We start from the raw sequence: 23,814 nt of genomic DNA on the forward strand, positions 1-23,814 counted from the left end.
GAGCCCGGCGCCACCACCGGTGGGGCGGGGTGCTCTCGCGCCGAGGGCCGTCATCGTGCCGGTGATCGAACCAGGGCCGCCCGACGACCGTAGTCGACGGCCACGGCTATGACGAGCGGTCCCCAGGCCAGCATCGGGGCGTAGTACCGGAGCACCTCCCAGCCGGGAGGCGTATGCACCGGTTCGTCTTCTCCGACCCCGACCCAGGTGCGCTGCACGAAATGAAACCTGTGGTTCAGGACGAAGTACGCGCAGATGGCGACGAGCAACGATCCGCCGATCAGCGCGACGAGCACCACTGCGCGCGCCGGGATCCGCCGACCGCCGAGCACCGGCGACCAGCCCGGAACCCGTTGTCCCCAGCGCTGCACCAGCCCGAGTGTCAGCAGCGCCAGCCCCATCGACAGGACGGACAGAAAGACCATGTACCAGATCGTGACGGCGTCGTCGGTGAACACGAGCGACAGTCGCCACAGCGCGGACGGTAGGACGCAGAGCGGGACGGCGTAGGCGGCGCAGACGGCCCACGGTCTCGGGTCGGCAGCCCAGGCGCTGTCGACGTCGGCATGGCTCACTGTTGCTCCGATCGGTGCGGGCCGGAGCCGCGGAGGCCCCGGCGATTGTGGAGGGACCGACAGACTCACGACGACACGCCGGTGGCGGTCGTCCGCTCCTGGCCTGCTCGGGTGGTGCGGGCGTAGCCGGTGGTCGTGACGCCCAACGCGACTCCCCAGCCGAGGAACACCAGCAGCGTGGCGGCCACCGCCCACTCCCGCACCACGTCGGACCAGGGCAGTTCACCCGTCACCAGTCGACCGACGACGATCCCGGCGCTCAACACGCCGTAGGTGACAAGCGTGAGGGCCACCGCCCCGGCCGGGATCAGCGCCAGCAGCCGGGGAACCGGTCGACCGCGCAGCCCCGGCACCCAGCCCGGGAACTGCTGCCCCCACCGCTGCACCAACCCGAGTACGAGCAGGCCGGCGAGCGGCGGGACGAGCGTGATCGCCACGCCTGTCCACGTCGAGAGGCCCCGGTGGATGTCGTCCAACTCCCGCTCGGGAATGCCGAACGGAACGCCGAGCGCCCAGAGCCCGTGCGGTACGGCCCAGCCCACGACCGGCAGCGCGACGGCCGCGTACGCCCAACGGCGTACCCACCGTGGCACCGGACGGTAGCCGGCGGCCACCGGCGTACGGCGGGGACCGGAGGCGTTCGCGAGCCCGGCGAACAGGACGCCACCGGTCACCAGCGCGAGCCGGGCGCCCAGGTCACGCCAGTCCGAGGGACGCCCGGACAACGCCGCCGGCAGCTCGAAGATCAGGTGCAGCGGGAAGGCGAGGACCGTCAGCAGGGCCGCCGCGACCCAACTACTCGCCGACGCGAGGCGGCCGGAGGACCGGACGGCGTAGAGGACCACAGCCAAGAGGACGATGCCGCCTGCCACCGCACCCCATCCCGCCCAGAAGGGCAGCGACTCGACGCGGTCCGCGCCGCACCCACCCCCGGGGTCGACCAGATCGGTGCGGTCGCAGGCGGTGTACCCCCACCGGCCACCCGTGATCCAGTACAGACGCAGAGCCACCTCACCGACGAGGAAGACGACGCACGCCACCGCCCACGCTCTGGTCGGGCCGGACGCTGCGGATGGGTGACGACGGGCGGCAACAGTCATGCACCGATGATCTGCGCCGATGGACGCGCTGGTCCTCCCCCGGCGGAGGGGAAGCCGCTCCCATCGCTGGGGGATTCCCCGTTCCCACCGCCACCCGCCCGGCTCGTGCGGACGGGCGAAATGCGTTGGCGTGCCCGCGGCACGGCGATGACCATCAGCGTGTGGATCAGCATTCGAGCGACATCGTCGACTACTACACGCAGCACTACCGTGAGGACCAGCGTCTCACCGGCCGACCTCAGGCGCGTCTGGAGTGGATCCGGACGCTGGAACTCCTGCGGGACCTCCTGCCGGAGCCCGGCGCCCGCGTCCTGGATGTCGGCGGCGGCACCGGCGCGTACGCTCGCGCGCTCGTCTCCGCCGGTCACCAGGTGCGCCTCGTGGACCTGGTGCCGGGTCACGTCGCGCACGCCCGTACCGGCCAGCCGTCCATCGACGCGCAGGTCGCCGACGCGCGTGCCCTCCCGTACGCCGACGACGCGTTCGACGCCGCGCTGCTGCTGGGCCCCCTCTACCACCTGGTGCGACGCGTGGATCGGTTACGGGCCCTGCGGGAGGCCGTCCGCGTCACAGGCCCCGGTGGCCGGGTCGTGGCGGCGGTCATCTCGCGGTTCGCGGGGGCGCTGGACTTCGCGGCCACGGGCCGACTGGACGAGCGGACCCTCGCGGAGGCACGGACGCTGCTCACCGACGGCACCAACGACCCGCGGATCGGTTTCACCCACGCCTACTTCCACCGGGTCGAGGAGATCACCGACGAGTGCCGGGCCGCGGGTTTGACCGAGGTGGTCGTGCACGGGGTCGAGGGTCCGGCGTGGACGGCAGCGGAGGCGGCGATCGGCGGCGTGGCGGAGGAGAGGGTCTTCGGTGGCGCGCTGGACCTCGCCCGGGTGTACTCCAGCGAGCCGGCGCTTGTCGCGTCGAGCGCGCACCTCCTCGCCATCGGGCGCGTGCCCGCGCGGTAGCGGCGGTCAGGCGGTCAGCCGGCGGACCAGCTTGCGGAGGCCGGCCTGCCAGCCGTCCGGGTCTTCGGCGCGGCGGCGCGCGTAGTCGGCGACCTCCGGGTGCGGCAGGATCAGGAACCGCTCCTCGGCCAGCCCGGCGATGGTCGCGTCGGCGACCTGGTCGGGGGTGAGCACCGCTCCGGAGGCGGCGATCACCCGTGCGCCCAGGTGCCCCTCGGCGATTCCGTCGGCGAGCATCGGAGTGTCAACTCCCTGCGGGCAGAGGGCGCTGACCCGGATGCCCCGGTCGCGGTAGGTGACGGCGAGCCACTCGGCGAAGCCCACCGAGGCGTGCTTCGTCGCGGTGTAGGCGGCGTCGCCCACCGCGGTCAGCACCCCCGCCGCGGAGCAGGTGTGCAGCAGGTGACCACCACCGCGCGCGAGCATGCCGGGCAGCACCGCCCGGGTCGAGTAGACGTGGGCGAGCACGTTGACCCGCCAGGCGCGGTCCCAGGCCGCGTCGTCGACCTCCACTCCCCCGCCGGTGGTCACCCCCGCGTTGGCGCAGAAAAGGTCGATGCGGCCGAAGCGTCGTTCGGTGTCGTCGACGAGCGCGCGGACCTGGGCCTCGTCGGTGACGTCGAGGGCGGCGGCGTGGGCCACCGGGCCGATGCCCTCGGCCACCGCTCGGGCCGCCTCGGCGTCCAGGTCGGCGACTACCACCGCGGCCGCGCCCTCGGCGGCGAAGCGTCGCGACAGTGCCGCCCCGATGCCGCCGGCGCCGCCGGTGACCACCGCGATCCGGTCGGTGAGGTTCACGCGGACGCTCCCACGGGCTCGGTGCCCAATTGCGCGATGAGGGTCATCAGCGCGGCGACGCTGCCGGCGGTCACCTCCGGGGTGGGCAGCAGCGCGAGGACCGGCACGCCGACGCCGGCGTCGGCGTAGCGGCGGACCTGGGCTCGGCACCGCTCCGGCGAGCCGTGCAGCACCAGGGCGTCGACCACCTCGTCGGGCACGGCCGCGCTGGCGGCACGCCGGTCCCCGGCTGCCCACGCCTGCCACATGGGCGCGAGGACCTCGTCGCGGCCGAGCCAGCGATGGAACTCGGCGTATGCCGGGACGGTGAGGTAGCTGGTGATCAGCCGGCGGCCCAGCGCTCGGGCGTACGCGGCGTCCTCGGTGGGGCAGACGAAGATCCGGGCGGCGATCTCGAAGCCGGCCCGACGCTCCCCCAGCTCGGCGAGGGCCCGCGGCACGTCGTCGGCGCTGAGCCAGTTGAGGATGACCCCGTCGGCCTCCGCGCCGGCCAGCCGCAGCATGCCCGGGCGCAGCGCGGCGAGCAGGATGGGCGGCGGCACCGCCGGTGGCCGTTCGAGGGTGAACCGGCGCACGGTGAAGGTGTCGTAGACCTCGTCCACCGTCTCACCGCGCAGCGCCGCGCGCAGGAACCGCAGCACGTCACGGGTCCGCCGGAACGGCTCGTCGAACCGCACCGCGTTCCAGTCGCGGACGAGCACCGGCGAGGACGCGCCGATCCCGAGCGCGAACCGGCCCGGGGCGGCCTCGGCCAGCGCCGCCGCGCTCATCGCCAGCAGCCCGGGGCCACGGGTGAAGACCGGGGTGATGGCGGTGCCCAGCCGCAGCCGTGGCTGCCACGCCGCGGCGAGGGCCAGCGGGGTGAACGCGTCGGTCCCGGCGACCTCGGACGACCACACGTCGGTGAACCCGGCGCGATCGAGGGTCGCGTAGACCGCCTCGTGATCGGCCAGCGGGATCCCGCCCAACGGCACCGTCATGCCCCATCGATTCGTCACCGGTCGATCGTGCCCGTTGACGGGGCCCGTGAGCAAGATCCCCGAAGTGGGCAGAATGGCCGGTTTCCGGCCGCCCACCCCGGGCGAGGTGTTACGACTTCGAGGTGGACCGGAGCACCGGCGCAGGCCGCTGACCATGGGTTTCAGGGGAACGAGGCACCTGGAGCCCGTCGCCTCGGCGGCCGCGCCCGGCCGGGCCACGTTCCTGGAACTCTTCTTCGACCTGGTGTACGTCTTCGCGCTCACCCGGATCTCCACGCGCGCGTTCGAGGACCTGACCGAAGCCCCGGGGGCCGAACACGGTTGGGCGGCGGTCACCGGCGGGGGCAAGACGTTGCTGTTGCTGCTCGCGCTCTGGGCGGTCTGGCAGGGCACCGCGTGGACGACCAGCCGCTACGACCCGTACCGGCTGGCCCTGCAGGCCGTGGTGTTGATCGCGCTGGTGTGCAGCATGGTGATGGGGGTGGCGATCCCCCGGGCGTTCAGCCAGACCGCGTTGACGTTCGCGGTGGCGTACGTGGTCGCGCAGGTGTCCCGACCGCTGATCCTGGCGATCGCGCTGGGACCGCACCCGTACCGTCGGTTGAAGCTGCGCATGACGGCGGTGTTCGCCACCACCGGGGTGCTCTGGATCGTCGGGGCGCTGCTGCCCACCAACACGCAGGTGATCCTCTGGACGGTGGCCCTGCTCGTCGAGTATCTGGAGGCCCGCTGCGGCTGGCCGGTGCCGGGGCTGGGCCGGTCGACGATCTCGAAGTGGGAGATCGCCGGTGAGCACCTGGCCGAGCGGTACCAGCAGTTCTTCCTCGTCGCGCTGGGCGAGACGATCCTGGTTGCCGGCTTCGCGTACACCAGGGGGTCGGGCGAGTCGGGGCAGGTGTGGGCGATCGCGCTGGCGGTGGCCACGTCGATCATGCTGTGGCGGATCTACGTTCAGCGTGCGGGGCAGATCCTGGGCGAGGCGGTCATGGAGGCCCGTCACCCCGCCAACATCGGCCGTTCGGCGGCCGACACGCACCTGGTCATGGTGGTCGGCCTGGCCGCCACGGCGATCGGCTACGAGCTGATCATCGAGCATCCGTTGGGTCACCCCACGGGGTCGTGGCTGGTCATGGTTCTCGGTGGGCCCGCGCTGTTCCTGGCCGGCCGGGCCCGTTTCGAGTACGAGGTGTTCGGGCGGGTCTCGCCGTCGCGGTGGATCGCGATCCTGGTGCTGGCGGCCGCCGCCGTACCGCTGCTGTTCCTGCCGGGGTTGTTCGCGTCGGCCACCGGCGTGGTCGTGCTGGGCGGCGTCGCGGTCGCCGACGCCCGTCGGGCGCGCGGCGCGCCGCCGGAGGCCGCCGCGACGCCGTTCTGACCCGTCGGCGTACGCCCGGAGGCCGGTTAGTCTCGGCGGGTGACCTTCTCCCTCGTCGCGCGTTCCGCCGACGGCCGCCGCCACGGCGTCGTCGTGGCCAGCAAGTTCCTCGCCGCCGGGGCGTTGGTGCCGGCGGCGGAGGCCGAGGTCGGCGCGCTGGCCACCCAGGCGCACGTCAACCTCGCCTACCGCCCGCAGGGGCTGACGCTGCTCCGCACCGGGGTGGCCGCCGCCGACGTGGTGGCCGGGCTGGTCGCCGCCGACGCCGAGCGCGAGCACCGGCAGCTCGGTGTGGTGGGGGCCGACGGCCGGGGCGCGAGCTGGACCGGCCCGGCCTGCCACCCGTGGGCCGGTGGACGGACGGGCGACGGCTGGGCCGCGCAGGGCAACGTGCTCACCGGCCCGGAGGTCGTCGACGCGCTGGGAGACGCGTGGCTGGCCTCTGCGGCGCTGCCGTTCGCCGAGCGGCTGGTCGCCGCGCTGCGCGCCGGTGACGAGGCCGGCGGGGACCGACGCGGCCGGCAGAGCGCCGGCCTGCTGGTGGTCGAACGCGGCGGAGGGTACGGCGGCACCAGCGACGTGCTTGTCGACCTGCGGGTGGACGACCACCCCGACCCGGTCGCCGAGTTGGGTCGACTGCTGGCCGTGCACACGATGCTGTTCAGCCGACCCGATCCGGCGACCCTGCTCGACCTGAGCGGCGCGGTCGCCGACGAGGTGGCGGCGTTGCTCAGCGCGCTGGGCCACCAGGTGGGTCACGCCGGGACGGAGGCGGCGCTGATCTCCTGGGCGGGGCTGGAGAACCTGGAGGAGCGGCTGGTGCCGGGGCGGATCGACCCGGTGGTGCTCACGCACCTGCGGGGCGTCGCCCCCCACGTGCCCGCCCCGCGCCCGGCGAGCTGACCAGCCGAGGCTGGCTGGCTATCCCGGGCGACGCCGGGGCGACGCCGGGGCGACGCCGGTCAGACGCCGGGGCGACGCCGGGGCGACGCCGGTCAAGATCCGCACAGTTTCCGGGAAACTGCTGCATCCAGGGCCGGCGAAGCAGCAGTTTCCCCGAAGTTGCGCGAATCTCGGGCCGCTTGGGTCGGGCTCACGCCGCCTCGTGGGCAGTGGTGATGGCCGGCCTGGCCGGTGGCTCAGCGACCGAAGACGAGCCAGCGGAAGCCGGCGGCATCGATCGTGGTCTGCTCCGGGACGGTCAGCGGCGCCCGCCCGGTGCTCTTGCGGATCACTGTCAACCGATCCCAGCGCAACTCTGCCGGTGCCGGTCGCCCGCCGGTGAGCAGGTCGGCTATCACCGCCTCCGCCTGCGGGGTGAGCCACGGCGGTCGGTCCAGCGCGGCGGCCAGGTCCAGGCCGTGCACCCCCACCTCGACCACGCGCGTCCGCAGGAACTCGGTGAGGCTCATCGCGTCGCCGTGCCGGGTCCGGAGGACCCGCTCGGGTGGGACGTCAGCGACCGCCGCGTCGGCAGCCTGCCAGGCACGCTCGAACTCGACCGACACCGCCGCCCGTCGGACCTGCCCCGCCACCCGCCCGCCGGCACCGATCCGCGCGGCCTCGGACCGCGCGACATCCGACCGCGCGACGTCCGACCGCGCGACGTCCGACCGCGCGACATCCGACCGCGCGACATCCGACCGCGCGACATCCGACCGCGCGACATCCGACCGCGCGACATCCGACCGCGCGACATCCGACCGCGCGGCCTCGGACCGCGCAGCCTCGGACCGCGCGGCTTCGATCCGGGCGGCGTCCACCTGCGGGGTGAACTTCGCCGCGCCGAAGTAGCCGGCGGCGTCCACCTCGGCGCGCGGCGGGGCGGGTGCGGCCAGCATGTCGGCCAACCGTCCGGCGCCGGTGCGGACGTGCGCGATCAACTCCCGCACGGTCCAGGGCGGGCAGGGGGTCGGCCGGTCGAGGTCGGCGTCGTCCAGCTCGGACAGGACCTCGGTGAGCCGTCGGCACTCGGCACGAAACGCCGTACGGACCGGGTCCATCCGATGCCTCAGCCCTTGACCCGGGGCACCAGCCGGTGCACGACGGTCAGCACCAGCGCCATCACCAGCGCCATCGTGCCGGCGATGCCCGCGGCGCTGCCCGCGTACCCGACGAAGAGGGCGCGGCGGCTCAACGCCTCCGGGCCCGTCCCGCGCAGGTCCACCAGCCAGGTGAGGGCCAGGCCGGAGGCGATCAGGGCGAGCACACCGGCCAGGCCGAGCAGGATCGCGGCGAGGCGGTGCGCGTCACCGGGCGCGATCTGGGCCTGCTCCCGCTGGGTGATCAGCAGGACCAGGCCGGCCAGTGCCGCCCAGACGCCCACCACCAGGTAGGCGGCGACCGCGTCGCTGGGTCGGTGCCAACCGGCGGAGAGGGTCGCCACCCCGGCGATGGCTGCGTAACTCGCGCCGACGAAGGCGCCGACGGCCCGCACCTTGGGCGGCAGGACGAGCATCAGCGCGACCGCCACCGACGCGGCCACCGCGGTGTGCCCACTGGGGAGGCTGTTGCCCACCGCGACGCGCTCCGGGTCGAGGCCGAGGTCGGGCCGGCTCAGACCGTACTTGAGCAGTTGGGTGGAGACGTTCGCCCCGGCGATGAGCAGGGTCGCGGTGACGGCCAGGGCGATCCGCCCCCGGATGAGCGCGATGAAGCCGATCATCGCGGTGGCGGCGAGCAGGGAGACGACCGACATCGCGTTGAGGATCCGGTCCACCGGCCCGTCGATGCGATCGTGGCCGATCTGGTTGCCGGTCAGGGCGACCGTGTCGACCCACTGGCCGATCTCGGTGTGCACGGCCACCCGCCAGACGGCGAGGAAGGCGGCCGCCTGGACGAGGGCCAGTACGACCAACCAGACCGCGGTCCAACCCCGTGCCGTCGCGCGCATCCGCACACCGTAGCGGCAGGTGCCGGCCGGTCGGCCGGTGGCCCACCGGCTCCCGGCGGTTAGGTTGAGGCGGAGGCGAGGAGGTGGCGGTGGGCGGCACACCGGAGCGGGAGTCCGGCCAGGTCGAGCCCGGCCCGGACGGCACGACGACGGCCGGTCCGGACGGCGCGACGACGGCCGGTCCGGACGCCGACCGGGCGGCCCGGACCGAGTCCCTGGCGGACCTCCTGGGCGGGCGGGGTGGCGCGGTCGACGCCACCCTGCCGCCGGTGGCGTTCGCCCTGGGGTGGCTGCTCGGTGGCGAGTCGCTGTGGGCCGGGGTGGGCGCGGCGCTCGCCGTGGGCGTCGCGGTGGCCGGCGTACGGCTGCGGCGTGGTGACCGGCCGCGCTCGGTGCTGATCGGGCTGCTCGCCGTCTGCGTCGCGGCGCTGATCGCGGTGCGGACCGGCCGGGCCGAGAACTTCTTTCTCATCCAGTTGCTGTCGAACGCCGCGAGCGCGCTGGCCTGGGCCGCCAGCATCGTGGTGCGCTGGCCGCTGCTCGGGGTGCTGGTCGGTGCCGCGCTGGGCCAGCGGACGCGCTGGCGACGGGATCCGGCGCTGCTGCGGGGGTACGGCCGGGGCAGTTGGGTGTGGACGGCGACCTACCTGGTGCGGCTGGCGGTGTTCGTCCCGCTCTACCTGAGTGGGCAGGTGCTCGCGCTCGTGGTGGCCCGGGTCGCGTTGACCTGGCCGCTGGTCGCGGCGGCGCTGGCCGTGAGTTGGGTGGTGCTGCGCCGGTCGTTGCCGGCCGGGCATCCGGGGCTGCGTCACCCGGTCGTCGGCGGCCCGGACGGCCGGCCCGACGAACCGGCCGGGAAGGGGCCCCGACGGGCATAAAAGTGGAGAGGCCGCCACGGGGGGAGCGGCCTCTCCGGTGACGTACGTTACTCCGTCATCCTCATTGGTGTGATCCCGTGCCAGCCCGAATTTCTGGGCTTTTTCGCGGCAGTCTCCAGTCCGGGCGGTGGGGTGGGCCGGTCGACCCGCTGCGTTGGCCAGATGACCGGCCCACCCCGGCCTGACCGTGGGTGTCAGGCCGTCCGCCGGCCGGGTCCCATCGTTCCCCCGGACCCGGCCGAACCCCGGGGTGGGTGGGGCACTCCACCCACCCCGGGTCGCTCTCAGCCGTTCGGGAACAGGCTTCCGTAGTCGGCGTACGCCATTGCCACGTCGGCCTGCGCCCAGAAGCGGTGGTAGTTGAACGTGGGCTCAGGGCCACCGTTCAGGTACGCCTGCACCTTGGGCCAGTCCGGGTCGTTCTTGTAGAACGACCGGATGTCGAGGAAGCTCTTGCCCGCGGCGATGGCGTCGCCGTTGGGCATCTTCCCGGTCCAGCCCGGCGGGACGTAGAGGCCCTGCCCGGTGGACGCGTCGTAGGTGTCGTCGAAGCGCTTGTAGTCGCCACGCGTCTCGGTCGTGGAGACGCCCTTCGCGTCACTGGCGGCGTCGAGCGCGTCGAGGAGCCCCTTGGCGGTGGTCTTCGCCGCCGCGTTGCCCGACTTGGCGGCGTACGCGATCAGGATCCGGGCGTAGGAGGCGGCGACGCCGACGTCCTGGCCCTTGCTGATCACCTCGACGTGCAGGTTGCTGTTGGGCTGCGGGCTGGACGGGTTCCAGGTGGTCGGCTGACCGGTCCACTTCATGTCCGACGGGATCGACCAGTTGGTGCCGACGGTCGTGTTGGCGATCGCCCACGGCACCCACTTGTCCAGCAGCGCCTTGGCCTTCGCGTTGCCGGTCTGCAGGTACAGCTCGGCGATGCGCTGCATCGACCACGCCTGCATGCCGAACCACTGGTTCGACGGCGGGTCGTTGTAGACCGGGTCGACGTCGTAGAACATGCCGTAGAAGGTGCTGGTGCCCGACGGAGGCTGGGCGTAGCTGCCGTCCCAGCTGTTTGTCGCGCCGCCGGCGATGCCGCCCTCGGCGGACTGCAGCCAGGTGTAGAACTCCAGCTGCCTGTCGAAGCTCTTGGTCCAGTCGGCGACCGCGGTCGACGACTGCGGCTTGAGCTCCGGGGTGTTGGTAAGCGCCCAGGCCGCGAACGGGTTCTGGTAGCCGAAGTGGTTGTGGCTGGAGCCGATCCGCCAGGACCAGTTCTGGCTGGCGTCGTACGCGCCGCCCCAGGCGTAGTACCAGGACAGCAGGTAGTGCGCGGAGTCCCTGCCGCTGCCGGCGGGGCAGGTGCTGGCCCCGACGCAGTTGCCGATCTTCTTGAAGTACTTGTCGAACATCGCGTACCGCAGGTAGTCGCCCATCTTGGCGGCCTTGGCCACGGTGGCGGCGACGTCGGCCTGCTTGCCCTGCGCCTTGGCCCAGGTCAGCGCCCAGTACGCGGCCTGCACGGCGCGGGCGTCGGCGTCCGGGGCGTTCGTGTACTTCCACTGCTTGGCGGGAGCGCCGGTGTCCTTGACGAACAGGTCGAGGTAGCCGTACTGACCGCCGTGCTTGAAGGTGTCGCAGGACGGCTGCGGGACGGTCTCCCACACCGACTCCTGGGTGCCCCGCTGGAAGGTGTTGATGTACACCGGCTTGGTGGTGCCGTCACCGCAGTGGCCGAAGCCGTAGGTGTTGTCGACGTCCATCAGCCAGTGCATGCCGTAGATGTCGCCGGTGCCGTAGGTGGACTGGAGCTCCGAGCGGAGCGGGTCCTGGCCGACGGAGATGTTCGGGTTCAGCGCCGAGGGGTACTGGCTGGGCAGGTTGTACTCCGCGGCGTACTGCGGCGTGCCGGCGGAGCCCGCGGTGGGCTGGTCGGCGTGCGACGGGATGATGTACTTCTCCATCACCGTCCAGGCGTTGTTGAACGGCGCCCAGTTCTGGGTGACGCGGCCGTACTGGGCCTCCAGCCAGATCCAGAAGCTGAACGCCTCCGAGGTGGTCTCGTGGCCGTGGTCGGGCGCCTCGACGATCAGCGTCTCGACCGAGTGGTACGGCACACCCTCGGGGCTGAAGTAGCCCGAGTTCTTGATCTTGCCGTACTGGTCGAGGAACTTCTTGATGTAGGCGTTGTCACCGCCGGGGGTGTCGTTGTCGATCTCGGTGGCGCTGACCGCCAGGGACGCGAGACCTGTCGCGGACGCGGTGATGGTGGCGGCGCCGCCGACGGTGTCGGTGTCCTCCGCCGCGGCGACCGTGACGGTGACCCCGGTGTTCCAGTTGGTAGGCGTCAGCGTGGCGCTGGTCGGCGAGACAGTGACGTCGGTGTCCCCGCTGGGGGTGAGGGTGACCGGCACGCTGGCGCTCGGCGCGGCGCTGAGCTTGAGGTTGAAGGTGGTCGTGCCACCCTCGTTGACGCTCACCGCGGACGGCGTGGCGATAAGCGTCGGGCCGCTGGCGGCGCCGACGGTGAACGCCTTCTCGGCGACACCGATGCCGTTGGCGTTGTCGTACGCCTTGGCCTGCACGGTGTAGTTGCCGGCCGGCAGGTCCTCCTGCGTGTACGCGTACGGCGCACTGGTGTCGGTGTTGATCAGCAGGCCGTTGCGGTAGAACTCGACCTTGCTGATCGTGCCGTCCGGGTCGCTGGCGGTGGCGGTCAGCGGCACGTCGGCGGGCGCGGTGAACGGCCCGGTCGGCAGGCTGAGGGAGACCGTCGGCGGCTGGTTGGCCGGGGTGCCGTTGCAGGAGGTGCCGTTCAGGGTGAACGAGGTGGGCTTCGGGTTGCTGCCCGAGTAGGAGCCGTTGAAGCCGATGGTGGTGGAGGCCCCGGTGCCGAGGTTGCCGTTGTACGACTCGTTTGTCGCGGTGACCTCACTGCCGGTCTGACTGAACCTGGCCGACCAGCCCTGGGTGACCCGCTGGCTGCTGTTCGGGAAGGTCCACTTGAGCGTCCAGTTGTTGACCGCGTCGCCCAGGTTCTTGATGGTGACGTTGGCGGTGAAGCCGTTGTTCCAGTCATTGGTCGCGTAGACCACGTCGCAGGCGGGTGCGGCCTGCGCGGCGCCGGCGGGCAGGGTCACCCCGCCGATGACGAGCGCGGCGGCGGCGATGATCGCCACTCGGCGGCGTCGTGCCAGTTGTCTCATGTGCGCGGTGTCTCCTCGGACCAGGCCGGGGTGGTCCCCGGCGTGGCGCCTGCCCGCGGGGTGTGGTGGTACGCGGGGGATTCGAGGCGCCGGGAAGGTGGTCGCCCCGGGCCCGGCCGGGGTGCGGCGGTGCGGCCCGCGCGGGAGGGGGTCCCGCCGGCTGCGCTTGGGTGCCGTGACCGGAAGTCGTGCTGCCGGCTGCCCTCGGCGGACCCGTGCCCACGCGAACTGGCTCCTGTCGCGTTGAATCGACAGTGTGCCATGGAAGCGCTCCCACAACAAGCACACAGGGGGCAGGATCACCCAGTTGTTTCGATCTCGTTTTGGGTCTTTCACAAAGGCGTGACGGGCGTTACAGTCGCAACATCGGTCGATGGGAGCGCTTCCATCGACAAAGGTTCCAACTGGAAGATCACCGGGACCGTCCTCGTGGCGGGCCCGGGGAACCAACCCGAAGGCCGACGGCGGGCCAGCCCGGACGCCGCCGTCAGCCATCATCCCGCCACAGGGAGGGAGGTGGAACCAGAGCCACTCGCGTGGCCCGGCTCCCGCGCGACACGCACGGCAGGACCCAAATTCCGCCCGTGTGTGTGCAGTTACGGTGGGGACGGGGGTTGCCCTCCCCCGTCCCCACACTAAACCCCCGTACACGATGGGAAAAGAGGCCGACGGGACAGGCGCCAAGCGCCGCCCGGTCGGCCTCGTTCGCTGTCCGGGGCCCTCACCCGCCTCGACCCGCCATGTCCGGCCGCCGTGACGGCCGGCTCACGGGGCCGGCCGCTCCTGACCTATTCTGGGAGCGCTCCCGAATCTCGGCGGCGGCCCCGTATCCACGAGGAGAATCCATGTCGATACCTACCGGGCCCGCCGGCCCGCTGCGCTTTCCCCGCGACTTCGGCTGGGGCGCGGCCACCTCCGCCTACCAGATCGAGGGCGCCGCCAAGGAGGACGGCCGCGGCGAGTCGGTCTGGGACACCTTCAGCCGCGTCCCCGGGCGTACCCGCAACGGCGACACCGGCGACGTGGCCGCCGACCACTACCACCGGTACGCCGAAGACCTTGACCTGATGCGCGAGCTGGGTCTGCGCAGCTACCGCTTCTCCATCTCCTGGCCCCGCGTCCAGCCCGACGGCACCGGCGCGCCCAACCGGCGCGGGCTCGACTTCTACCGCCGACTCGTGGACGGCCTGCACGAGCGGGGCATCGCCCCGATGGCCACGCTGTTCCACTGGGACCTGCCGCAGGCTTTGCAGGACGCCGGTGGCTGGGAGTCACGCGACACCGCCCACCGATTCGCCGACTACGCCGACGCGGTCTTCACCGCCCTCGGCGACTCGGTGCCGGTCTGGCTCACCATCAACGAGCCCAAGACCGTCGTGCAGAACGGCTACCTCATCGGCCACCACGCACCCGGCCGGCAGGACCCGGACGCCGCCTACCTCGTCGCCCACCACCTGCAACTGGCCCACGGCCTCGCGGTCCGCGCGCTGCGCGCCGGCAACGGCACCGGCCGGATCGGCCCCGCCTTCAACCTGCACCCCTGCTACCCCACCGACAACTCTCCCGAGGCCGCCGCCGCCGCCCATCTCTACGACGGCTACGAGAACCGCCTCTACCTCGACTCGCTGCTCAAGGGCAGCTACCCGCAGGACGTGCTGGCCGACCTGGGCCCGCAGAGCCGGATGGTTCGCGGCATCCGCGACGGCGACCTGGCGGTGATCTCGTCCCCGGTCGACCTGCTGGCCGTGCAGTACTACACGCCCATCTACGTGAACGCCGACGGCAGCACCGAACACCGCTGGCCGACCTCCGAGGCCGGTTGGCAGCAGATCTACCCCGACGGGATGTACGACGTCCTGACCCGGGTCACCCGTGACTACGGCCCGATCCCGCTCACCGTCACCGAGAACGGCCTGCCCACCCCCGACACCCTGACCGCGGACGACACCGTCGACGACAGCGGCCGGATCACCTTCCTTCGCGACCACCTGGCCGCCGCGCACCGCGCCATCAGCGCCGGGGTGCCGCTGGAGAGCTTCCACGTGTGGTCGATGCTCGACAACTTCGAGTGGGACGAGGGGTACGAACAGCGCTGGGGCCTGGTCTACGTGGACTACGCCACCCAGCGTCGGGTGCTCAAGCGCAGCGCCCACTGGTACCGCTCCGTCATCGCCGAGGGCGGTTTCTGAGCGGGCCGCCCGGACGGCCGGGCCCGGACGGCTCGGCTGCGGGTGAGCCGATGACCGTCCGGGTCACGGCCGGAGCGCTCAGCGGGGAAGCGCCTGTTGCAACTCCGCCCGCAGCGCGGGGGTGAGCATCTCTCCCGCCTGCTTCGCCAGCCGGGCCATCTCGTAACCCACCACGCCGATGTCCGCGTCCCCGGCCGCCAGCGTGGCCAGGATCGACCCGTCGCGTACCTGCATGACCAGGAAGTAGCCACGGCCCATCTCGACCACCGTCTGCTTGACGATGTCGCCGTCGAACATCTGCGCCGCGCCCGCCGTGATGCTCATCAGCCCGGACGTCACCGCCGCGAGCTTGTCCGCGTGGTCGCGGGGCAGATGGTCGGAGATCGCCACCAGCAGCCCGTCGGACGAGACCACCACCGCGTGCGCCACGCCGGGCACCCGCTCGGCGAACGCGCTCACCAGCCAGCTCAGGTCACGTGCCTCCTGGCTCAACGTCGTCACTGTCGTCGTCCTCCTTCGTCGTGCCCCCACGAGGGTGGCACCGGTATCTCGGTGGTGTCCTCGGCCTCGGCCCGCCGTACCCCGCTGTAGAGCCGGGAGAGCATGCCGCCGACCGCCTCCGGGTCCAGCTCGGCGCGTGTCGGCGCCGACTCCGGCTGGGCCGGGCGGGTGACCGCGGATAGTTGCGCCATCGGCACGCGTACCGGCAGGCCCCGTTCGTTCGTGCCGGCCGTCACCGGCGTCGCGGGCGGCACGGCCGGGCCGGGGGCCGCCGGCCCGGTCGGTCCCTGCCGGGACCACCAGCCGCCGCCGTCGTCGACCGCGCCGGCGGCAGCCGGGGCCAGCACGTCCTCGGCGCGCACCGGCACGGGGCGGGTCTGGTGCGGCACGGCCGCTGCCGGCGGGCGACCGGCCACCGGCAGGTCCAGCGGCGCGGCGGCCGGCCCACGTGCGCCAGCAGAGCGGGACGCGCCCGGCATCCGTTGCGCCGCGGCGCTCCGCGCGGCACCGGCAGCCAGCATCCGGGCCGGTGCCGGTGGATCCAGCTCCACGGCGCCGGCCGGGGCCAGCAGGGCGGCCGGCACCACCAGTCGCGCGACCAGGCCGCTCTGGCCCGCGTCGAGCCGTACCCGCACGCCCAGCCGGCTCGCCAGGTGGCTGACCACGAACAGGCCCATCCGCTCGACCGCCGCGACGTCCGCGGCCGGTGGGCTGGCCAGCACGGCGTTCGCCTCGGCCAGCGCGGCGGAACTCATGCCCAGGCCGTCGTCCACGATCTCGATCAACGCGGCTGACGCCTCGGCCCGGGCGGTCACCAGCACCACCGTGTCCGGGCGGGAGAACGCGGTCGCGTTCTCCAGCAGCTCGGCCAGCATGTGCACCAGTTCCCCGACGGCGTGACCCACCACGTTGACCTCGCTGACCGCATCCAGCCGGACCCGCTGGTACTGCTCGATCTCGGCGGCGGCGGCCAGCAGCACGGTGCCGAGACCCACCGGGCGGTTCCACCGGCGGGTGGAGTCCGTGCCGGCAAGCACCAGCAGACTCTCGTCGTTACGGCGCATCCGGGCGGCCAGATGGTCGAGCTTGAACAGGTTGTCGAGCTGGTCCGGGTCGCTCTCCTCCCGCTCCAGATCATCGAGCAGCTCCAACTGGCGCTCCACAAGCACCTGGCTGCGGCGGGCGAGGTTGACGAACATCGCGTTGACGTTGCGACGCATCAACGCCTGCTCGACGGCGACGGTCACGGCGCTGCGGTGCACGGCGACGAACGCCTCCGCCAGCTCACCGATCTCGTCGAGCGAACGGACGACCGCCGGCGCCACCTCGATGCCCGGCACCCCGCCGGTGACGGTTCGCAGCCGATCCAGCGCGTCCGGCAGCTCGACCTGCGCGATGCGCAACGCCTGGCTGCGCAGCAGCCGCATCGACCGGGCGACCGACCGCCCGACCAGCAGTGAGATGAGCAGCGCGACCAGCAACACCGCCACGACACCACCGACGACCAGCAGAGTGGTCCGCAACTGGCCGCTGCTCGCGTCGTCGGCCTGGCGCACCGCGTCGTCAAGCACCCCCGCCTCGACCTGCCGCAGCAACTCCTGGCGCTGTTGGCTGGCCGACCACCACTGCTCCGAGGGCAGCACCTCGGGCGGGGCGTTCCCGACCGGCAGGCTGCGCTCCTCCAGCTCGGTGGCGACCAGGAACAGCGGGTTCACCGACGTCTCGTCGTACCGGCGGATCTGGTCGGTGGTGGCGGCCACCCGGAACGCGCCGAGGGCTGTCAACTGCTGGGCGCGCAGATCGCTGAGGACCACCCGGTCCTCCGTGCCGTACCGGCCGGCCCGAGCGGCGGCGTAGAGCTGGGCGCGGACGCGGGAGGACAGCTCCTTGACCCGGGCCATCTGCACGTAACGCAGCACCGAGTCGCTCAGCGCCGCCCGGTCCTGACCCGGCGTCGGCTCGGCGAGCAGATCCAGCAGCGCGCCCACGACCCGGTGGTAGTTGCTCAGGATGGTGTCGTTGCTGAGAACCGCCGGCGGGATCGCCGGACGGATGTCGATCACCTGGTCGTACGCCTCCTGCGCCTCGGAGAAGGCCACCCGCCAGGATGCGTCGGCGTCGGCCAGCGGCCGGGCCGCCCGACTCAGGTCGGCCATCGCCCGGTCGGAGGCCACCTGCAACGGTCGGAGAACTGTCGCGGCGGCCTGCCGGTCGCCACCGCGGCGCAGCTCGCCCAGCTCACCGGCCGAGCGATCCCGCTCCTGCTGGAGCTGGTTCACCACAGCGGTGATCTGTCGACCGATTTCGACCTGCCGGGAGAAGTCGTTGAGCGTGGTCGTCCGTCCGACCAGGGCGCTCGTCTGCACGCCCGCGAGCACCAGGAACGCCAACGACGGCACCACCAGCACGGTGGCCAGCTTGGTGCTCATCCGCCAGTCGCGCAGGCGGAACGGCGAGCGGCGTCGATGCGGAACGACGCGGACGTCGAAACGTCGCCTGCGGTGGTTCGACACCCCGCCGGTCGCCGGGTCGGGACCTGCCGCCACCCTGCCTCCTCCTCCTGCCGCGTCCACCGCGACCCGGGGAGCGCAGTCCATCCAACCAGGCTCGGTAGCGCTGTCAACGGCCCGGGCAGGGCGAAAGTTCAGGAAGGATACTGCGGGTGGGAACGTCCTGTCGTCGTCGGTAAGACCAGCTCATCCGTCCGGCCGATGTCGGCGAGCTCGGCCGCCGCACCGAAGCGGCCCAGCGCGACCAACGCGGCGCCGGTGGCGCCGATCTCCGGGTTGCGTTGGTGCGACACCGGTCGAGGCGCGAGCGCGGCGGCGAACGCCTGCCGCCACCACACCGAGGCGGCCACCGCGCCGCCACCCAGCACCACCCCTACCGGCTTGTCGACAGTGGACTCCAACACCGCGAGATCGTCGGCGACCAGCTCGCACAGCCCCTGCATCAGCCCGGCCAGGATGTCCACGGCAGTGGTGCTGAAGCTCAGGCCGCGCAGCTCACCCGTGCCGGCCGGCGCCAACCCGGGCGCCCGATCGCCACCGAAACGGGGATCGGCCGGCCGCCCGCCACCCGCCGGCACCAACGCCAGCGCCGCGTCCAGCTCGTCACCGCTGGGCAGCCGCAGCTCCCGGTCGGCCCAGGCGAACAGATTGCCGCCGCTGGAGTACGCCGCGCCGGTCACCACGTGGTCGTGATCGACCCGGTAGCGCCAGAGTCGTTCCGGCAGCCGCGGCAACGGCTCTCCGGCCGGGATCCGCTGCATCAGGCGTACGGCCGCGGAGGTGCCCACCGTGACCGCGGCCCGGCTCGGGTCGGCGCAGCCCGAACCGACGTTCGACGCTCCGCCGTCACCCACCGGCGGCGCCCACCGGGCTTCGGCCAGCTGCGGCCAGCGGCGGGCGCGGTCGGGCCGGAGCCGGCCGTGCCAGTCCAGCTCGCCCAGCGACGGAAGGTCACGCGGTCGCGCGCCGGCAAGCGTCAACGCCTCCTCGTCCCACCGCAGGCTGCTGAGGTCCAGCAGTCCGGTGCCGGAGGCCTGGGAGACCGACATAGGCGCCGCCTGCAGCAGCTCGCCCAGCACGTACTCCGGCAGGCCGACGAACCGGGCGATCGGCGTGCCGGACTGTTCCCGCAGCCAGGGCAGGCGCATCGACCAGTAGGAGCGGTGCCACCAGCAGCCGGTGCGCTGGTGGAAGCCGTCCGGGTCGGTCGGGCCGGGCGGGTCGCCGACCGGCGTGGGCCGGGTGTCCAGCCAGGTGACGACCGGGCCCAGCGGGGTGCCGTCGCGGTCCAGCGGAAGCACCGAGTGCCACTGCGCGGAGGTCGCCACCAGGTCGACGTCGTGCAGGTGCCCCGCCTCGGCCAGCTCGTCCAGACACTCGATGAGGCAGGCGAGGTAGTCGGGGCCGGACAGCGTGCCGGTGCCGTCGTCACCGATGGCGAGGTTGACCTTCCGCCGGGCGAGGGCGCCGGGCAGTGGCTGGGTCTCCCCGTCCAGCACCAGGCCGCGTACGGACGAGGTGCCCAGGTCGAGCGCGAGAATGTTCATCGCCGGTCAAGTTACCCGCTGCCGGCCGCGCGGGAACGGAGGTCCGGCCGGGCACACCGGTACGCCCGAAGGGGTCCCGAGCCGGGCCGCGGCCGCGTAAGGTGGACCGCATGCTCGCGCACCCAACCTCCTGGTGGCCCGCCGACCCGGCGGCCACCCCCCGCGCGTAGCTTCATCCACGCGGCCGCCACCGAGGCGGCCGCCGGATCTCCGGCCCGGATGGCCGCCACCGCTGGCGGCGCCCGGCCCACGGAGACCACGATGACCAGCCTGACCCACCTGACCGACCTGCTCGCCGCCATCGCCCGTGGCGAGGATCCCGGCCCGTTCGCGCTGCTGCGCCGCGAGGGCGCCGACGAGCTGGAACTGTTCACCGGCGTCGTCACCACCGTCGACCGGCTGGCGGACATCCCGCTGTCGCCCGGTGCGCCCGGGGCTCGCACGTTGGCCCTGGTGCCGTACCGGCAGATCGCCGAGCGCGGCTTCGCCTGCGTCGACGACGACGCCCCGCTGGAGTGTCTCCAGGTCCGCGAGCACCTGCGGATCCCGCTGGCCGAGGCCCTGGCCGCGCTGCCCGACCAGCCCGTCCGCACCCGCGACGCCGGGTTCGACGTCAGCGACGAGGAGTACGCGCGGATCGTGCAGCGGGTGCTCACCGAGGAGATCGGCCGCGGCGAGGGCGCGAACTTCGTCATCCACCGCGTCCTGCACGCCACCGTGCAGGACGCGCCGCTGGTGGCAGCGATGGCCGCGTTGCGCCGACTGCTGGTCGCCGAGCGCGGCGCCTACTGGACGTTCGTGGTGCACACCGACACCCGGACCCTGGTCGGCGCCAGCCCGGAACGACACGTCAGCGTCGACGACGGCCTCGTGATGATGAACCCGATCAGCGGCACCTTCCGGCCCGGCGGCGACACCCCGACCCGGGAGGCGCTGCTGCGGTTCCTCGCCGACCCGAAGGAGATCGAAGAGCTGTACATGGTGCTCGACGAGGAGCTGAAGATGATGGCCACCGTCGCCGAGCACGGCGGCCAGGTCATCGGCCCGTACCTGAAGGAGATGTCGCACCTGGCGCACACCGAGTACCTGCTCGCCGGGCGGGGCACCCGCGACGTGCGGGAGGTGCTGCGGGAGACGATGTTCGCGCCCACCGTGACGGGCAGTCCGATGGAGAACGCCTGCCGGGTGATCGCCCGGCACGAGCGCCGGGGCCGGGGCTACTACGCGGGTGTGCTGGCCCTGCTCGGTCACGACGACGCCGGCCGCCAGACGCTTGACGCGCCGATCCTGATCCGTACCGCCGAGATCTCCCCCACCGGCCGGCTGCGGGTGCCGGTCGGCGCCACCCTGGTCCGGCATTCGACGGCGGCCGGCGAGGTGGCCGAGACGCACGCCAAGGCGGCCGGGGTGCTGGCCGCGTTGGGTCTCGGCCCGGCGGCGCCCGCCGGCGACCGCGGGCCGGTCGTGCGGCTGGCCGACGACCCGGCGGTACGCGACGCGCTCGCCGCGCGGAACACGCCGCTGGCCCGGTTCTGGCTCGACCAGCGGGCGCCGGACGCGCCGGGGCTGCCCGGCTTGGTCGGTCTGCGGGCACTGATCGTGGACGCCGAGGACACCTTCACCGGCATGTTGGCGCACCAACTGGGCGCGTTGGGTCTCGCGGTCACGCTGCGGCCCTGGCACGCCGGCGGCCCGGTCGACGAGTACGACCTGGTGGTGGCCGGTCCCGGACCGGGCGACCCGGGCAGCCCGAACGACCCGAAGATGGCAGCGTTGCGGGAGCTGCTGAACGGGCTGCTCGCGACCGGCCGACCCACCCTCGCGGTCTGCCTCGGGCATCAGGTGCTGGCCGGGTTGCTGGGGCTGCCCCTGCACCGGCGGGACGCGCCCTATCAGGGGTTGCAACGGGAGGTCGACCTGTTCGGCGGGGTCCGAAGGGTCGGCTTCTACTCCTCGTTCACCGCGCGGGCCGAGACGGACCGGCTGGACACCGCGTACGGGACGGTGGAGCTGGCCCGCGACGTCCGCGACGGGTCCGTGCACGCCCTGCGCGGGCAGGGCTTCGCGGGAGTGCAGTTTCACCCGGAATCGGTGCTCAGCCCGGACGGCGTGACGGTGCTGGCCGAGCTGCTGGCCGACCTGCTGCCGGCGTCACGCCCGGCCCGGCAGGCGTAGCCGACCGGCCGAGCCCACCCGGTGTGGTCACCGCCATCTCGGGGTAGGGCTGGTGCGACCGGTGGCGCGGGCGGGCCGAGAGCCCCCGCCCTCGCCACCGGTCGCCCCCACCGGTCAGCCGCCCATGCCCTGCTTGAGCGCGGCGCCGATCAACACTGCCCGGCGGGCGGTGAGGGCGCACGCGCCCAGCGCCACCGCGTCCGGGGCGATCTCCCCGTTGTTGCTTGTGTGCGAGGCGCCGTACGGGTTGCCGGCGATGAACTGGCTGGAGTCGGTGTAGCCGGGGGGCACCACGACACCGCCCCAGTGGTAGAAGACGTTGAACAGCGAGGTCAGGGTCGTCTCCTGCCCGCCGTGCGAGGTCGCCGTCGAGGTGAAGCCCGCGTAGACCTTGTTGGCCAGCGCGCCCTGCGCCCACAGCGGCCCGGTGGTGTCGATGAACTGCTTCAGCTGGGCGGCGATCATGCCGTACCGGGTGGGCGATCCGAAGATCACCACGTCGGCCCAGGCCAGGTCGTCGATCATCGCCTCGGGCACGTCCTGGGTCTCCAGGTGGTGCGCCTGCCAACCGGAGTTGGAACGGATCGCCTCGTCCGGCGCCAGCTCCCGCACCTTGCGCAGACGCACCTCGGCGCCGGCCTCCCCGGCGGCCTCGCACACGGCCTGCGCCATCTGGTACGTGATGCCGGTGGCGCTGTAGTAGATCACCGCGACCTTGGTCTGGGCAGCCATCAGATGTGTCCCCTTCTCGTCTCGGGTCAGCTCCCGCGACTACCCCTGGGACACGGTGACAAACGACGGGCGGCGGACTTCCGGGAGTCCGGGCTCAAGTTTTCCGCAAGTTCCCGGTCGTTCCGGCCCGACCGCCCGCGCGGGCGGCGATCCTGATGCCATCCGGTGTCGGCGCGCTCCCGCGCCCCCCTGACGCCGGCCGCCTGAACGGGGGATCGCGCTCCGCCGGCAACGGCGCTGGCGTAGCGCGATCAGGGGTCGCTGGCCGCCGGCCCGCTCAGCGCACCAGCGCTGCCATCAGCCGGTCCAGCTCGGCCGCCGGGTCAGCCGTGAGGCCGGTGTGCACCGGGCTGGCCTGGATCATCGTGCTGCGGGGCGCGACAAGCCAGTGGAACCGCTCACCGAGCCGCATCCGGGTCGCCGGCCCGTCGCCGGAGCAGGTCCGGTCCAGGGAGTCGAGCACCGCGGCCACCTCCGGCAGATCGACAGCGGGCGCGAGCGCCCGAACCCGATCGGCGTCCAGGTGCGTCCGCGCGGCCAGGAAGTCGCGCTGCTGGCAGTAGAGCAGCACCCCGACGTTGATCTGCTCGCCGCGCTCGATGCGGGGCACCAGCCGGATGAGGGCGTACTCGAACGGATGCCTCACGCCACGCTCCCCGCCGGTAGCCAGTCCGTCCGGCTGGCGACCCGCCGCGACAGGTGCGCCACGTACGCCTCACGCGCCGCGTCGGCCGAGTCGAAGTCGGCGGCGGTCAGCCACTGGGCCGGTACCAGCGCCAGCACCTCCCGCAGGAGATCCGGGGTGACCCGGGGCGCCAGCTCGGCGTCGGCCTCGGCCAGCCGCGACGCGTACGGCTCCAGCACGTGATCGTCCGCGCGGTAGGCGCGGTGCACGGCGGCGTCGGCGCGCGGCCAGTTGTGGTGGAAGTACAGCGCCGCGCCGTGGTCGATGAGCCACAGCTCCCGGTGCCACACCAGCAGGTTCGGATTGCGCCAGCTCCGGTCGACGTTCTCCACGTACGCGTCGAACCAGAGCACCCGCGAGGCCAGCGTCGGGTCGACGGGGTGCGCGACCGGGTCGAAGCCGAGCGCGCCCGGGAGGAAATCCATCCCCAGGTTGGCGCCGCCGCTGTTGCGCAGCAGCTCCTGCACTTCCTGGTCGGGTTCGGCCCGCCCGATGACCGGGTCGATGTCGAGGACCACCAGTGGTGGCACCCGCAGCTCCAGCCGGCGGGCCAGCTCACCGCAGATCACCTCGGCGACCAGCGCCTTGGGCCCCTGCCCGGCGCCGGAGAACTTCGCCACGTACGTGCCGAGGTCGTCGGCCTCCACCACGCCGGGAAGCGAGCCGCCCTCGCGCAGCGGGGTGACGTAACGGATCGCGGTGACCTGGCGGAGCACGCCG

At 72.9% G+C, this 23,814-nt stretch carries 19 protein-coding genes; 6 read left to right on the plus strand and 13 right to left on the minus strand.

Features of this window, described 5'->3' with window-relative positions; all coding sequences use genetic code 11:
• Positions 1–50 precede the first annotated feature (50 nt).
• Positions 51–575, minus strand: coding sequence for a hypothetical protein (locus tag ACGFIE_RS21435; RefSeq protein WP_393297042.1), 525 nt, complete (start codon positions 573–575; stop codon positions 51–53).
• A gap of 65 nt (positions 576–640) precedes the next feature.
• Positions 641–1,675, minus strand: a complete 1,035-nt coding sequence (locus ACGFIE_RS21440) for a hypothetical protein (RefSeq protein ID WP_393297044.1) — start codon at positions 1,673–1,675, stop codon at positions 641–643.
• A 161-nt stretch (positions 1,676–1,836) separates the two neighbouring features.
• On the opposite strand from ACGFIE_RS21440, the gene ACGFIE_RS21445 reads away from it, so the two are divergent.
• Complete coding sequence (locus tag ACGFIE_RS21445) at positions 1,837–2,640, plus strand: class I SAM-dependent methyltransferase (RefSeq protein WP_393297046.1); 804 nt, start codon at positions 1,837–1,839, stop codon at positions 2,638–2,640.
• 6 nt (positions 2,641–2,646) lie between these two features.
• Here ACGFIE_RS21445 and ACGFIE_RS21450 read toward each other — a convergent pair whose 3' ends face one another.
• Together ACGFIE_RS21450 and ACGFIE_RS21455 are read right to left on the minus strand one after the other, a co-directional pair.
• Positions 2,647–3,438: an SDR family oxidoreductase gene (locus ACGFIE_RS21450; protein ID WP_393297048.1), complete on the minus strand. Its 792-nt coding sequence runs from the start codon at positions 3,436–3,438 to the stop codon at positions 2,647–2,649.
• Positions 3,435–4,418 carry an LLM class F420-dependent oxidoreductase gene (locus tag ACGFIE_RS21455; protein WP_363688430.1) on the minus strand — a complete coding sequence of 328 codons (984 nt, stop codon included), beginning with the start codon at positions 4,416–4,418 and terminating at the stop codon, positions 3,435–3,437. Before ACGFIE_RS21455 ends, ACGFIE_RS21450 begins: the two co-directional genes overlap by 4 nt.
• A 154-nt stretch (positions 4,419–4,572) precedes the next feature.
• On the opposite strand from ACGFIE_RS21455, the gene ACGFIE_RS21460 reads away from it, so the two are divergent.
• Both ACGFIE_RS21460 and ACGFIE_RS21465 read left to right on the plus strand, forming a co-directional pair.
• Positions 4,573–5,793, plus strand: a complete 1,221-nt coding sequence (locus ACGFIE_RS21460) for a low temperature requirement protein A (protein WP_393297050.1) — start codon at positions 4,573–4,575, stop codon at positions 5,791–5,793.
• 39 nt (positions 5,794–5,832) lie between these two features.
• Complete coding sequence (locus ACGFIE_RS21465; protein ID WP_393297052.1) at positions 5,833–6,696, plus strand: DUF1028 domain-containing protein; 864 nt, start codon at positions 5,833–5,835, stop codon at positions 6,694–6,696.
• 236 nt (positions 6,697–6,932) lie between these two features.
• Here the strand turns inward: ACGFIE_RS21465 and ACGFIE_RS21470 are convergent, their stop codons facing one another.
• Together ACGFIE_RS21470 and ACGFIE_RS21475 are read right to left on the minus strand one after the other, a co-directional pair.
• Positions 6,933–7,796 carry a maleylpyruvate isomerase N-terminal domain-containing protein gene (locus tag ACGFIE_RS21470; protein WP_393297054.1) on the minus strand — a complete coding sequence of 288 codons (864 nt, stop codon included), beginning with the start codon at positions 7,794–7,796 and terminating at the stop codon, positions 6,933–6,935.
• Positions 7,797–7,804: 8 nt separating this feature from the next.
• Positions 7,805–8,692, minus strand: coding sequence for a phosphatase PAP2 family protein (locus ACGFIE_RS21475; RefSeq protein ID WP_393297056.1), 888 nt, complete (start codon positions 8,690–8,692; stop codon positions 7,805–7,807).
• A 209-nt stretch (positions 8,693–8,901) separates the two neighbouring features.
• Between ACGFIE_RS21475 and ACGFIE_RS21480 the strand changes: the two genes are divergently transcribed.
• A complete protein-coding gene (locus ACGFIE_RS21480) occupies positions 8,902–9,564 on the plus strand; it encodes a DUF3159 domain-containing protein (RefSeq protein ID WP_393297479.1) in 663 nt (220 codons plus the stop codon).
• A 284-nt stretch (positions 9,565–9,848) separates the two neighbouring features.
• Here ACGFIE_RS21480 and ACGFIE_RS21485 read toward each other — a convergent pair whose 3' ends face one another.
• Positions 9,849–12,755 carry a glycoside hydrolase family 48 protein gene (locus ACGFIE_RS21485; protein ID WP_393297058.1) on the minus strand — a complete coding sequence of 969 codons (2,907 nt, stop codon included), beginning with the start codon at positions 12,753–12,755 and terminating at the stop codon, positions 9,849–9,851.
• Between the two features lie 845 nt (positions 12,756–13,600).
• Between ACGFIE_RS21485 and ACGFIE_RS21490 the strand changes: the two genes are divergently transcribed.
• Entirely contained in the window at positions 13,601–14,944 is a 1,344-nt protein-coding gene (locus tag ACGFIE_RS21490) for a GH1 family beta-glucosidase (RefSeq protein WP_393297060.1), read from the plus strand.
• Positions 14,945–15,022: 78 nt separating this feature from the next.
• Here ACGFIE_RS21490 and ACGFIE_RS21495 read toward each other — a convergent pair whose 3' ends face one another.
• The 3 genes from ACGFIE_RS21495 to ACGFIE_RS21505 all read right to left on the minus strand — a co-directional run bounded on the left by ACGFIE_RS21495 (position 15,023) and on the right by ACGFIE_RS21505 (position 19,502).
• Positions 15,023–15,436 carry a roadblock/LC7 domain-containing protein gene (locus ACGFIE_RS21495; RefSeq protein WP_197281421.1) on the minus strand — a complete coding sequence of 138 codons (414 nt, stop codon included), beginning with the start codon at positions 15,434–15,436 and terminating at the stop codon, positions 15,023–15,025.
• Positions 15,437–15,441: 5 nt separating this feature from the next.
• On the minus strand, positions 15,442–17,991 hold the full coding sequence (locus ACGFIE_RS21500; RefSeq protein WP_393297062.1) for a nitrate- and nitrite sensing domain-containing protein: 2,550 nt from the start codon (positions 17,989–17,991) through the stop codon (positions 15,442–15,444).
• Between the two features lie 98 nt (positions 17,992–18,089).
• Positions 18,090–19,502: an FGGY family carbohydrate kinase gene (locus ACGFIE_RS21505; protein WP_393297064.1), complete on the minus strand. Its 1,413-nt coding sequence runs from the start codon at positions 19,500–19,502 to the stop codon at positions 18,090–18,092.
• Positions 19,503–19,772: 270 nt separating this feature from the next.
• Between ACGFIE_RS21505 and ACGFIE_RS21510 the strand changes: the two genes are divergently transcribed.
• The gene (locus ACGFIE_RS21510; RefSeq protein WP_393297482.1) at positions 19,773–21,677 is read left to right on the plus strand and encodes an anthranilate synthase family protein; all 1,905 of its coding nucleotides are present in this window, start codon (positions 19,773–19,775) and stop codon (positions 21,675–21,677) included.
• Positions 21,678–21,791: 114 nt separating this feature from the next.
• On the opposite strand, the gene wrbA is transcribed toward ACGFIE_RS21510, so the two are convergent.
• The 3 genes from wrbA to ACGFIE_RS21525 form a co-directional block, all read right to left on the minus strand.
• Positions 21,792–22,409, minus strand: a complete 618-nt coding sequence (wrbA, locus tag ACGFIE_RS21515; RefSeq protein WP_393297066.1) for an NAD(P)H:quinone oxidoreductase — start codon at positions 22,407–22,409, stop codon at positions 21,792–21,794.
• Between the two features lie 277 nt (positions 22,410–22,686).
• On the minus strand, positions 22,687–23,055 hold the full coding sequence (locus tag ACGFIE_RS21520; protein WP_393297068.1) for a DUF3037 domain-containing protein: 369 nt from the start codon (positions 23,053–23,055) through the stop codon (positions 22,687–22,689).
• The gene (locus ACGFIE_RS21525) at positions 23,052–23,810 is read right to left on the minus strand and encodes a HipA family kinase (protein ID WP_393297070.1); all 759 of its coding nucleotides are present in this window, start codon (positions 23,808–23,810) and stop codon (positions 23,052–23,054) included. Before ACGFIE_RS21525 ends, ACGFIE_RS21520 begins: the two co-directional genes overlap by 4 nt.
• Between the last annotated feature and the right edge of the window lie 4 nt (positions 23,811–23,814).

Source organism: Micromonospora sp. NPDC049275 (assembly GCF_043197115.1).
Taxonomy (GTDB): Bacteria; Actinomycetota; Actinomycetes; order Mycobacteriales; family Micromonosporaceae; genus Micromonospora.

Bases quoted from the DNA above. Each gene is read 5' to 3' on its own strand.
- ACGFIE_RS21440 (WP_393297044.1), bottom strand. From the start codon at position 1,675: ATGACTGTTGCCGCCCGTCGTCACCCATCCGCAGCGTCCGGCCCGACC.
- ACGFIE_RS21455 (WP_363688430.1), bottom strand. From the start codon at position 4,418: ATGACGGTGCCGTTGGGCGGGATCCCGCTGGCCGATCACGAGGCGGTC.
- ACGFIE_RS21460 (WP_393297050.1), top strand. From the start codon at position 4,573: ATGGGTTTCAGGGGAACGAGGCACCTGGAGCCCGTCGCCTCGGCGGCC.
- ACGFIE_RS21470 (WP_393297054.1), bottom strand. From the start codon at position 7,796: ATGGACCCGGTCCGTACGGCGTTTCGTGCCGAGTGCCGACGGCTCACC.
- ACGFIE_RS21485 (WP_393297058.1), bottom strand. From the start codon at position 12,755: ATGAGACAACTGGCACGACGCCGCCGAGTGGCGATCATCGCCGCCGCC.
- ACGFIE_RS21490 (WP_393297060.1), top strand. From the start codon at position 13,601: ATGTCGATACCTACCGGGCCCGCCGGCCCGCTGCGCTTTCCCCGCGAC.
- ACGFIE_RS21505 (WP_393297064.1), bottom strand. From the start codon at position 19,502: ATGAACATTCTCGCGCTCGACCTGGGCACCTCGTCCGTACGCGGCCTG.
- wrbA (WP_393297066.1), bottom strand. From the start codon at position 22,409: ATGGCTGCCCAGACCAAGGTCGCGGTGATCTACTACAGCGCCACCGGC.